General features: G+C 46.4%; 8 protein-coding genes. 7 read left to right on the top strand and 1 reads right to left on the bottom strand.

Annotation, left to right across the window (positions count from 1 at the left end):
• Positions 1-132: 132 nt before the first annotated feature.
• Together ASL11_RS15900 and ASL11_RS15895 are read left to right on the top strand one after the other, a co-directional pair.
• Positions 133-1,929: a cache domain-containing sensor histidine kinase gene (locus ASL11_RS15900; protein ID WP_056616081.1), complete on the top strand. Its 1,797-nt coding sequence runs from the start codon at positions 133-135 to the stop codon at positions 1,927-1,929.
• Positions 1,926-3,473: a response regulator transcription factor gene (locus tag ASL11_RS15895; RefSeq protein WP_056616079.1), complete on the top strand. Its 1,548-nt coding sequence runs from the start codon at positions 1,926-1,928 to the stop codon at positions 3,471-3,473. Before ASL11_RS15900 ends, ASL11_RS15895 begins: the two co-directional genes overlap by 4 nt.
• A gap of 71 nt (positions 3,474-3,544) precedes the next feature.
• Here the strand turns inward: ASL11_RS15895 and ASL11_RS15890 are convergent, their stop codons facing one another.
• Entirely contained in the window at positions 3,545-5,851 is a 2,307-nt protein-coding gene (locus ASL11_RS15890; protein WP_056616076.1) for an FAD-dependent oxidoreductase, read from the bottom strand.
• Positions 5,852-5,980: 129 nt separating this feature from the next.
• Between ASL11_RS15890 and ASL11_RS15885 the strand changes: the two genes are divergently transcribed.
• The 5 genes from ASL11_RS15885 (at position 5,981) to ASL11_RS15865 (ending at position 12,395) form a co-directional block, all read left to right on the top strand.
• On the top strand, positions 5,981-6,970 hold the full coding sequence (locus ASL11_RS15885) for a LacI family DNA-binding transcriptional regulator (RefSeq protein WP_056616073.1): 990 nt from the start codon (positions 5,981-5,983) through the stop codon (positions 6,968-6,970).
• A gap of 134 nt (positions 6,971-7,104) precedes the next feature.
• A complete protein-coding gene (gene iolD, locus ASL11_RS15880) occupies positions 7,105-8,970 on the top strand; it encodes a 3D-(3,5/4)-trihydroxycyclohexane-1,2-dione acylhydrolase (decyclizing) (RefSeq protein ID WP_056616070.1) in 1,866 nt (621 codons plus the stop codon).
• Positions 8,971-8,991: 21 nt separating this feature from the next.
• Positions 8,992-9,900 carry a myo-inosose-2 dehydratase gene (gene iolE / locus ASL11_RS15875; RefSeq protein ID WP_056616066.1) on the top strand — a complete coding sequence of 303 codons (909 nt, stop codon included), beginning with the start codon at positions 8,992-8,994 and terminating at the stop codon, positions 9,898-9,900.
• Between the two features lie 7 nt (positions 9,901-9,907).
• Positions 9,908-10,918, top strand: a complete 1,011-nt coding sequence (gene iolC / locus ASL11_RS15870) for a 5-dehydro-2-deoxygluconokinase (protein WP_056616063.1) — start codon at positions 9,908-9,910, stop codon at positions 10,916-10,918.
• A gap of 31 nt (positions 10,919-10,949) precedes the next feature.
• Entirely contained in the window at positions 10,950-12,395 is a 1,446-nt protein-coding gene (locus ASL11_RS15865) for a CoA-acylating methylmalonate-semialdehyde dehydrogenase (RefSeq protein ID WP_056616058.1), read from the top strand.
• Positions 12,396-12,424 lie beyond the last annotated feature (29 nt).

The raw sequence follows: 12,424 nt of genomic DNA, 5'->3' as shown, positions 1-12,424 counted from the left end.
ATGACCCTTAACTTGGGAACATCGGTTTTTGCTTTGTTTTGGTTCTGAAACTAAAAAATTAGCGGGAAAGCGATTAATGTTGTTATAATATCGTTTAAGGCTCGGTCATTAATAAGCAAAGGGGTAAATGAGATGCTAGCCTGGATTCGAAATGTAATTATGATTAATCGCAGCTTCAGGGTGAAACTTATTCTCAGTTTATCCATTATTATTTTATTGGCATTCTGTTTGACCGGGTATTTAACGTATCGTTATAACTTAACGTTGTTCGAGGAAGAGATCAGTAAGCAATTTACCAGTACGAATGAAGAAGCGCTAGCGAAGCTGGACCTTAAGGTGCAAGAAGTTGTTCGTATTTCGCAAACGGTTGTATTTAATCCAGCCATCGAAAAGTTGATTTCACGCATTAATTTGAATGAAAGCTCCGACGCCTTTGAGCGTTATTTTGATAAGAAGCAAATCGAAGATCAGATCTACCAACTCAAATCAGATGCGCCGTATATTACAGGGATGTACCTATATGACTTAAATGGGAATCCATCGTATTTCAGCTATACGACTTCTGCCATTAATGTCCCTGATGAAAATGTATTCAAGGTGATTCGTTCCAAAATTAGCGATACCTCTGGCGATCTCGTGTGGATTAGCGTGCCATTAGCATCGTCTATTGAGCCAAGCGGTTATAGAAATACGATTATTGTGGCAAGGTTTATGAAAAATAGTAGTTTGACGACGTACGGTGTACTTGTTATGGCTTTCGATGAATCCTTCTTCTCGGGATCACTGAAGGAGCTAACTAAAGCAGGCCAAGGGCAAGTATATTTGTTTAATAAGAATAGAGAACTGTTATTTACGAATTCGCCCGTTCATGTAGATCAACTAACAGTGCTTCAGAATTTGAACCAAACGCAATTAATGGAGCATCATTTGTATGTACAAGGAGAATCCGAAGTAACCAATTTCAAGCTCGTTAGTGGAACTTCGTTAACAGAGATTCAATCTAGAAGTCGCGATTTATTCAGAATGATTGTTTACTCTGGTTTGGTTAGTATTCTACTTGCCAGTGTCTTAATCGTACTTTCCACGGGGAATCTACTCCGTCCACTTAAGGATTTAATGCTAGGACTTCGTAGGGTTCGCTCGGGTGATTTCGATGCACGTATCGAAATACGGACCCATGATGAGTTAGCTTATATGGGCGAAAGCTTTAATGCAATGGCCGAACAGGTCGGACGGTTAATTAAGGAAGTATATCTCACGCAATTAAGTGAGAAAGAAGCGGAGCTTAAAGCTTTACAAGCGCAATTAAATCCTCATTTTCTACACAACATGTTTAATGAAATTTATTGGAAGCTATATCTGCAAGATGAAACGGAGACTGCGGCCTTGATCGCTGCCATTTCGGAAATGCTCAAATATTCCTTGATGCCTGTTCGAACGCTGACGACCGTAAAAGAAGAATTCCAGCAGATCCGTAACTATTTGAAGATACAGAAGGAACTGTTTGAAACGGATTTGGAAACCATCATTCAAGTAGATGAGGATGTCATGGACGTGCAGGTGATGCGTTCACTGCTTCAACCCTTAGTTGAGAATGTATTTATGCATGCTTTTCGCAATATGGTTTCACATAAAGTATTGATCATCAAGGCAAGCAGCCGCGACGACTTCCTTGAGATTGATGTTACCGATAATGGGTGTGGCATGGATGAGAGGGCTGTTTCACAAATATTGGGAGTTCAGGGCTCTTCCTTGCCTCATCGTACGGATGGACGAGAAAGTCTAGGTGTACGGAGTGTTGTGAGAAGGATTGAGTTGGTGTATGGCCCTCCGTTCCGCATGGAAATCTCAAGCCTCGTGGGGAGTGGAACCAACATGCGTCTTATTCTGCCTCTTCTAACGAATGATGAAAGGAGAACACTGGAATGAGAAGTGGAAGAGTGTTGATTGTCGAAGATCAGTTGAATTTTAGAAAAGGGCTAGTCAAGATGCTGCAAGGTGGAGAGCTGGGCTGGCAAGTGGTCGGTGAAGCGGGGAATGGGCAGGACGCCTTGGTACTGCTTGAGGAGCTTCAACCTGATTTGGTCTTAACGGATATTCGGATGCCCATTATGGATGGTATCGAATTCGTAGGGCATCTGCGGAAGAATTATCCGGAGATGATCGTGATTATTTTGACAGGATACAAAAATTTCGAATACGCACAAGCCGCTGTTAGGCTGGGAGCGTTAGATATTCTGATCAAGCCGTGTACGGAAGAAGACGTTCGTCAGATCATGAACAAAGCGTCAGAACGGTTCTATGAGAAGTATGCGCATCAGCAGAAACAACTCTTGCAAAGACAGCTGCAACAAGATCAAGAGCTTCGTGCGGTATTACTGGACCTTCCTTATGAAATGAGCACATTGCCTGGCTTGAACCAAGCGTTGTCTGGTAAAGAATTGTGGTTATTGCATATGAATAATGAGGATATGGCGAATAGATCGAATGGTAAAAGGGACATGAGCTTGCTGCAATTTGCTTTCTCCAACATTGTGGAAGAGCTTGTGAAAGGAGCGGGTCTGGAAGCCCGCCTATTATTAGTGGAACATGACACATTCCTCTTAGTGGCTGGACTACATCAGGTAAAGGAAACTTTGCAAAGCAGTATTCCAACGGCCTCCTTTGAATATTTGAAAATTCGCACAAGCATAGTTTCCATGGGGGTAGCGCCTCCCGCAATTGACTTGGCACAATTGTATCTGTTAACAAAAGAGGCTGTCTCAGATCCCATTAAGCTTCCTTCTTTAAGCGGAAGTGAAGCGGGATCGGGGATCATGCTGTCCCTTAATCAGGCAAGGGTCAGAGAGATGGAAGTTCAGCTCATGTCATCCATTCTAGTGGGACAAGAGGACAGCCTGCACGTGCTGTTGAATCGCGTGATACAGGAGCTAAGCCTCACATCGCCTGAGGAGATGCGACTTGGCGCGTTGTCATTGTCTATTGCGATGCACGGGACTATTCAGAAGCAGTTTGATCCTGACGATCAGAATGCGCTGGCTAGGCTGCCGAACGAAATGCCGCAGATCCACTGGACTCCGAAAGAGGTGTTGGATTGGGCAGCCCAGCAAGTGAAGCAATTCCTGCTTCAATTCAATCAATGGCAAGCGTCCAAAAGTGATAATGTGGTTGAGCGGGCCATTAAATATATTGAGGAACACTACAATGAGGAATGCCGATTGACGGATGTGGCTGCTCATATTCATTTAAATCCAAGCTACTTCAGTGTTGTTTTCAAAAAAACAACGGGAGAAAGTTTTACACGATTCGTTACCCGGGTTCGTATGGATAAAGCGGCCTTGCTTCTGAGGAATACGGATATGAAAATATTTGAAATTGCTTGCGCTATTGGGTTTGATGAGCCGAATTATTTTACGAATGTATTCAAGCAGCAGTTTCAAATGTCACCGAAGGAATACAGAAGCAGTAAGTAATCATCAGGTGCATGGTCACATATAAACATGAAAAACTTGCTCAAAATATGAGCAAGTTTTTTTGTTGGGAATTAACTATAGCAACGAATCTCATAAATGGCTGCAGAGGAATCCCCATTCGTTGCTTTAACTGTCAAGCGAATGCGATCAGTCTGAACTTCTTGATCCAATGTATGTTTAACCAACCGTTGGTAGTTCCCTTCAACATGCAAGATGGCAATCCATTGCCCTTGTATATACGCCTCGATGGTATAGTCTTTCGGACATTGAGGATCACGATAGAAAGGCTCATAGCGGTGGTACTCTTGAAGCAAATGCCCAGGGAAAGTGGCATGAATTTCTCGAATCGTTTGCGAATTCGCCCATTCCAGCTCCACATATTGTGGCAGTGGTTGCGCGGGATCGGACATCCACATATTGGTGTATTGGTGAGGACGCGTCACACCGCTAGTCACATTGACTGCACCATAGCTTTGCTGAGCTGGTGTTATCCGGTAGCTGAGCGTACCGCCATCATTCAGATAGCGACGCATTTTCCCTCTGCCCATGTCGAAAGCGGAAATGTGGCCTGGCAGGATATGATTAGCCGAATGCCATTCTACCGATGGATTAACACCTAGTTGGAGTTGAATGTAACGGCTGCCAACCGAAGGGTCCTGCCAATTTAAAGGCCATTCTACCCAAATATGCTGTCCTACCGGAACTGTGAAAGTCGTTTCTGCATAAACGACTCCCGTGTCTGTCCGATAATCCCAAATGTGATCTACTGGAATTATTTTGGCTGACACCTGTTGGGGAAGATTCGAGTTATTGCTCAAGCAGACAGAGAGGGTTTCAATGCGTCCTCTTTCGATGGCAATCCATTGCCCGCGTTTGAAGGTTAGCGGCTCCACTTTGTACTTTCTAGCTTCTTGCTCAGCCTTCGAACGGAAGCCGAATGTGTAATCGCGGCTCTCAGGTCCGACGCCATGAATAGAGGCAGTACTGCTGGCACGAATCGTTGCCTGTTTAGCCAGATCCTTGGCATCCTCATTCTTATAATTAGGGAGGAAGCAGCCGTCGCGGAGCAGCGTTTGCTGTACTTGTGTGATATGTTCGCCTGACAAGTCGGACAGGTTCAATTGGTTGCTCAATGCATAAGCAGCACCCGTACCTGCAGCTTGCCCCATCAGGGCTGTCGTTGACATGACACGGACGGTTCCAAGAGCTGCATGGGTAACGCTGACGTTACGTCCCGCCATCATTAAGTTGCTAATATCTTTGCTGACCATGATGCGGAAGGGTATACCGTAAGGTCCACAATAGCTTTTTTGGGCATATTCGCTCGTTTCGTTATAACCTTCAGCACTTGCTGGTTCTGCAGTAGGAGCCAGAAGTCCGCCAGGTGTGTGAAGATCGACGAACCAGCCGCCATAAGCGATTTCGTCCTCGAATACGGTACGTTTTTGAATGTCGTGTTCGGTCAAGAAGTAACGGCCCATAATTCGGCGGCTCTCTCGTTTACCCGGAACTTGACCGATCCAATCCAGTGCAAGATTCGCCGTTTGTTCTTTCAGCAGCGGGTCGCGATTTTTCATCCAATCCCAGATACCGAGGGTATGTCGGGTCAGCTCGTGACGAATATTTTCATTATCATAAATCGTGTTGTAAGGGACACCGATCTCAATCCACCAAAATCCGGATTCTGTGTCATAGAAAGTGCGACCTTGCTTATAAAAAAAGTCAGCATCTTCGTGATGGATTGCCCAGTCAGGTGCTTTGAATGGTACAGGACGTCCCATATCTTTGGCGCGGAAGTGGATGGAGTTTCCCATGGTATCAGAGCTGGCAACAAGTGGTGCATGAGGTTCGTTGAACTCCTCTCGGCCCTCGGAGCCCCAACGCCATTCGCAGCCTGCCATGTCAGCAATGACACCGTCGCCTGTACAGTCGATGAAGACATTTCCTTTAATTTCAAGCTCAGTCTCCGCATTTGCGATAACAGCCTTTATCGAAGTGAGTTTACCGTCCGTCACTTGTGCGTTGTTTACGGAGGTATTCAAATGGAAAGTCAGATTCGGCGTTTTGACAGCCATGTCGTACATAACCATATCCCACACGCTATTCGTCCAACCGTTTTCGCGAATTTTCTCATGATTGACAGCTCGTTCTTCAATAAGCAGTTCGGAGATAATCCCTGTTTCTCTTCCATAGGCATGAAAGGCAGCCGCACCATGTGGTGTTACGCGAATTTCTGAGGAGCTGTTGCCTCCAAAAACAGGTCTATCTTGAATCAGGCAAGTCTTTGCACCATGCCTTGCCGACGCCACAGCGGCACAAAAGCCGGCGAGGCCTCCACCGCAAACGACAACATCAAATGCTTGTTGAAGAGATTTCATTTTCATAGCCTCCTATTGATTTACTCGAGTAAATATCGTATCTTGAGCACATTGTAGCATCCCATTCGTTGCTTGCCAAGCGTTTTTTGAGTATAATTTACTCGAGTAGAGAGTTCGGGGGGTTATTGAATGGCTAGTCGACAAGAAGTAGCAGAACGTGCGGGTGTCTCCGTTGCCGTCGTATCTTATGTACTGAACGGCAAGACCAACGTAAAGATGGAAACGCGAGTGAGAGTTCTCGCAGCTATGAAAGAATTGGGATATGAACCTAACCTCTTGGCCCGAAGTTTAAAAACGAAGAAGACAGGTCAATTGGCAGTATTGGTGAACTATCTAGGGAATCCGTTCGAGGCAGGCTTATTATTACATATTGAATCCGCTGCGAGAGAAGAAGACTTTCTCGTATTTTTCCAGAGCTATACGCCGGATACCGAAGAGCAATTAATATCATCATTACGCGGGCGGGTGGACGGTATTATCTTGCTTGGTCAGCAGCTGAAGACGGAGACATACGACCGAATTTTGGAATGGGAAGTCCCTATTTTATCTGTGACCAAAAGCCCGAATGCCGAAGAACGGGGAATACCCTTTATTGATGTAGACTGGACTGTTCTTTACAGGCAGGCTATTCAACATTTGAAGGACAATGGGCATACAAGCATCGGGTACATGACCGATAAGGAATCGTCCTCCTATCATGTGAATAGGCTGCAATATTTTCAAGAAGCCATGCTGGCAGAGGGATTGGAGCTGCAAGAAGAGGCTTTGTTAAGCGGTGCAGGCCGATTAGAAAATGCGTCTGAGGTCTTTCAAAGCTATGTGGACAACCACCCATCAGGACTACCTTTCAGCGCGATCATCTGCTCCAATGATTTGATGGCTGCAGGTATTTTGGATGTTTGCAAGAAGAATGGCATTCAAATACCGAAGCAGCTTGCTATCCTTGGTTCAGAGAATATTTTGATGACGACACTTACCGAGCCCCAATTGAGCGTTATTCATTATCCTAGGGACGAAGTTGGGAAACTTGCCATGGAAATGATGAAGGAATTAATGGGTAAGCGACAGGTAGAATCGCGAACACTTTCTGGACACCTATTGATTCGGGGCTCAAGTTAGAGCTGCACAAAAAAAAGGATTGCGAGTAAAATAAAAATGCTGTATGATCGGATTAAGCGCTTAACCCGTACAGGGGCGAGCGCTTAAAGATTGGAAGATTAAGCGCTTAACCTCTGAGTGGAAGGGAGATTTACATGCGTACAATTCGACTTACAATGGCACAAGCATTACTTCGCTTTCTAGACCAGCAATACATTTCTATCGATGGACAGGAGACTAAATTTGTTCAAGGTGTCATGGGGATATTTGGACATGGCAATGTAACTGGGATTGGAGAAGCGTTGGAGTATAGCGCAGGTGACCTTACGTATATACAAGGCAAAAACGAGCAAGGAATGGTCCATGCTGCAACCGCTTACGCGAAGCAAAAGAACCGCAAACAAATTTATGCCTGCACAACCTCCATTGGGCCAGGTGCACTCAATATGGTAACGGCTGCGGCAACAGCGACTGTCAACCGCATACCGGTACTGCTGCTGCCGGGAGATAATTTTGCTTCGAGGCAGCCAGATCCCGTCCTGCAGCAGCTTGAAGTCACGAACGATTATACGATATCTGCGACCGACCCATTCAAGTCAGTGAGCAAATACTGGGATCGGATCGTTCGTCCTGAGCAGTTGATAAGTGCAGCGACGCAAGCGATGCGGGTGTTAACGGATCCTGCGGAAACTGGCGCGGTGACCTTAGCGCTTCCCCAAGATGTGCAGGCGGAAGCCTACGACTATCCGGAAGCCTTTTTCAATAAGAAAGTTCATTATATCGATCGCCGACCAGCTGCACAGGAAGCTGTCCAAAGAGCGGCAGCACTGATCTTAGGTAAGAAGCGTCCGTTAATTATTGCAGGCGGCGGCGTACTATATGCGGAAGCGACGAAGGAACTAGCGGAATTTGCAGAAACGTTTGGCATCCCAGTAGCGGAAACGCAAGCAGGGAAAAGCGCGATGCCTTGGAATCATGCGCTGCATGTCGGCTCAATTGGTGTGACAGGAGCACTCGCTGCGAACAAGCTAGCGAAACAAGCGGATTTAATTATCGGTGTGGGTACGCGGTATTCCGACTTTACGACAGCTTCCAAATCAGCTTTTGAGAATGACGATGTGCAATTTATTAATATCAATATCAGCGGCTTCGATTCTTCGAAGTTAGGCGGTGTTTCGATTACGGCTGATGCGAAGGAAGCGCTGAACTTATTGCGCGAAGCCCTTACATTCCTTGATTATTCGAGCAACTACGAGACTGGTTACATAGCAACTTTGAAAGACGAATGGGATCGAGAAGTGGATCGTTTGTATCAAGCAGAGTGTGCAGAAGGGTTTGCTCAAACACACGCGCTTGGTGTGATCAATGAAACAATTGACGCTTCCTCGGTTGTTGTTTGCGCAGCGGGAAGTTTACCTGGCGATTTACACCGTTTATGGCGTTCAACTGAGCCCAAAACGTACCATATGGAATACGGTTTCTCTTGTATGGGATATGAAGTAAGCGGTGCCTTCGGCGCAGCTTTGGCGGAACCAGGGCGTGAGGTTTATGCGATCGTCGGAGATGGCAGTTACTTAATGCTTCACTCTGAATTAGTGACGAGCTTGCAAGAGGGTCAGAAATTTACGATTCTGCTGTTCGATAACCATGGCTTCCAATGCATTCATAATCTGCAGCGCAGTCAAGGGAGCGAAGGCTTCGGGAATGAATTCCGCTATAGAGAAACTGGGACGCGTAAACTCACAGGAAACTATATGCCGATTGACTTCGCAGCACATGCGCGCAGCTTGGGAGCGAAGTCATACAAGGCGACTAATCCCGAAGAGCTGAAGGCAGCGCTGCTGCAAGCGAAAGCAGAAACGGTGACAACCTTGATTGAAATCCCTGTCGTACCTGGAACGAACACAGGCGGCTATGAGTCTTGGTGGCAAGTTGGCGTACCTGAGGTTTCGGAGAGCGCCAAAGTGTTAGCAGCCCATGAAGAAATGAAGAAAAACATACAAGCGGCTAAACCCATTTAACTAAGAAGAGGTGACCTAACGATGGAAGAACTACCGTTTAAGCTAGGCATACATCCGATTAATTGGGTGGGAGAGGACGTCAAGGAACATGGCGCTGATACCACATTTGAACAGATCGTAGATGAGATCCAGAAGCTGGGATTAACTGGTACGGAGATGGGGCGCAAATATCCGACCGATATTAATGAGCTGAAGAAAGAACTATCAGAACGTGGTATCAGTCTCGTATCCCAATGGAAATCGGTCCTGTTCTCGGATCCTGCTTACCGAGAAGAAGAACTGGAAGCTTACCGTAAGCATGTGCTATTTCTGAAAGAAATGGGCAGCACGGTCATTTCTACAGCGGAAGTCGGGGGTTCACTCCATTTTGATCCGCGTCGTACACCGAACGAGAAAGAAGTGCTTCGCCTCGATGAAGCAGGCTGGCAGAGCTTAGCAGAAGGGCTAAACCGTGCGGGAGCTATTGCAGCGGAACACGGGCTAAAGCTGACCTATCACCATCACGGAGGAACGGTAGTTGAATCACCGGAAGAGATCGATCGATTGATGGAGCTAACCGATCCTTCCTTGGTCTACCTGCTGTTTGATACTGGGCATACCTACTACGGTGGTGGAGATCCGTTGACGGTATTGCGCAAACATTACAACCGAATTGCTTACATCCATTTGAAAGACATTCGTCAAGCTGTACTGGATGAAGCGCGCGCGGAGCAGGTTGATTTCGTAACTTGTATTCGCAAAGGTGTGTTTACCGTACCAGGGGATGGCTGCCTTGATTTTGCACCGATTTTCAAAGAGTTATTGGATCGTGAATACACAGGATGGGCGATGCTCGAAGGCGAGCAAGACCCTGCAACCCATAATGCTTACGAATATGCGAAAAACGCACTGAACTATATACATTCTTTATTAATCAAAGAAAGCAGGTAATGAGGCCATGACCTATGTGACATTCCCGCAAGAGAAATCACTTGATTTTGTAGCTATCGGCAGATTATGTATCGATTTGAATGCGAACGAAATTCACCGTCCAATGGAAGAAACGATGACGTTCACGAAGTATGTTGGCGGGTCCCCAGCAAACATCACGATCGGTATGTCCCGATTAGGGATGAAAACAGCGTTTATTGGCAAAATCGCGAATGATCAAATGGGTCGTTTCATTGCTACCTATTTAGAACGTAACTCGATTGATACAAGCAATGTCGTGACGGATCGCACAGGCGCTGTGACAGGATTAGCTTTTACAGAAATCAAAAGCCCGACGGATTGCAGCATCCTGATGTATCGCGATAACGTAGCTGATTTGAAGTTAACACCAGATGAGGTTCAAGAATCCCTGATCGCAAACGCAAAAGTATTGCTGATCTCCGGAACGGCTCTAGCTCAAAGTCCTTCACGCGAAGCGGTGTTTCAAGCATTGAATTATGCGAAGAAGCATGGAGCACTCATCGTATTTGATCTCGATTATCGTCCATACACATGGACATCTCCTGAAGAGACGGCTGTGTACTATAATCTAGCTGCTGAGAAATGCGATATCATTCTCGGCACGCGCGAAGAGTTCGACATGATGGAGAAGTTTGAACATAATCCGGAAAAAGATGATCATATCACAGCGGCAAAATGGTTCGACTATTCCGCTAAGATTGTCATTATCAAGCATGGCAAAGATGGTTCTATCGCCTACACACCTGATGGTGTCGGTCATCGCGCGAAGAGCTTCCCAGCGAAGGTTGTTAAGACTTTTGGAGCTGGTGATTCTTATGCAGCGGGCTTTATCTATGGGGTTATGCAAGGTTGGACGTTGGAAAAAAGTATGGAATACGGAAGCGCAGCTGCTTGTATCGTGATTTCCAGTCATAGCTGCTCGGATGCGATGCCAACTGCGGCTGCAGTGGATGATTATATTGAACGTTGCAATCGCGGAGAAATCACAGCGTCATAATGACTTATCAACCTAAAGGAGCGAAATTGCTATGACACATACATTGAAAAACTGGATTGGCGGCGAATGGGTCGCATCATCCGCAACACAAACGGAGCCTGTTTATAATCCTGCAACAGAAGAGATCCTTGCATATATTCCCATTTCCACAAAAGAAGAAGTTGATCAAGCGGTTCGTAATTCGCAAGAAGCGTTTCAATCATGGAGCCGTACACCTGTACCAAAGAGAGCAAGAGTCTTATTCAAATACCAACAGCTTCTCGTTGATCATTGGGAAGAGCTGGCTCGTATCGTGACGAAAGAAAACGGTAAAAGCTACTCCGAAGCATATGGCGAAGTACTTCGCGGCATCGAGTGTGTGGAGTTCGCCGCTGGTGCCCCTACACTTATGATGGGCAAACAGCTTCCGGATATTGCTTCTAATCTCGAGTCTGGTATGTACCGTTACCCAATCGGAGTTATTGGTGGCATCACGCCATTCAACTTCCCGATGATGGTACCTTGCTGGATGTTCCCACTCGCGATCGCATGCGGCAATACGTTCGTATTGAAGCCGTCGGAGCGTACGCCTCACTTGGCTAATCGCCTTGCGGAATTGTTCCACGAGGCTGGATTACCAGCTGGTGTCTTGAACATCGTTCATGGTGCACATGATGTGGTGAATGGCCTTCTTGAGCACAAAGATATTAAAGCTATTTCGTTCGTTGGCTCCCAGCCAGTGGCTGAATATGTGTACACGACAGCAGCAGCTAATGGGAAACGCGTGCAAGCACTAGCTGGCGCGAAAAATCACTCCATCGTCATGCCGGATGCGAACTTATCCATTGCAGTGAAGGAGATCACGAACGCAGCTTTCGGTTCTGCCGGTGAGCGCTGTATGGCATGTTCCGTCGTGGTCGCTGTAGGCGATGTAGCGGATACGCTAGTTAGCAAGCTGCTTGAAGCGGCAGATGCGATTACGATTGGCAACGGAAATGATGAAGGTGTGTTCTTAGGTCCTGTCATTCGTGGCGGACACAAGGATCGTACATTGAAATATATCGACATCGGTGAAAAAGAAGGCGCAATTATGATCCGTGATGGACGTAAAGACGCCGCGACTGGGCAATCAGGCTACTTCGTTGGCCCAACAATCTTCGATCAAGTACAATGCGAGATGAAAATTTGGGAAGATGAAATTTTTGCTCCTGTGCTTTCCATCGTTCGTGTTGACACACTCGAAGAAGCGATTGAGCTTTCCAACCGTTCTGAATTCGCGAATGGTGCATGCCTGTTTACGCAAGATGGCAGTAACGTACGCCAATTCCGTGAAACGATTGATGCTGGGATGCTTGGCGTTAATCTTGGTGTACCTGCACCAATGGCATTCTTCCCATTCTCTGGCTGGAAAAAATCCTTCTACGGCGATTTGCATGCCAACGGTACGGATGGCGTGGAATTCTATACGCGTAAAAAGATGGTAACGGCTCGCTGGTAACAGCGAGTTTCCGCTAGAAAGGAGCGATT

Origin of the sequence: Paenibacillus sp. Soil750, from assembly GCF_001428045.1 — a bacterium.
In the GTDB taxonomy this organism is placed as follows: Bacteria; Bacillota; Bacilli; order Paenibacillales; family NBRC-103111; genus Paenibacillus_E; species Paenibacillus_E allorhizoplanae.
The sequence above is the reverse complement of the archived record's forward strand: the minus strand, read 5'-3'. Positions and strand labels throughout refer to the sequence as shown.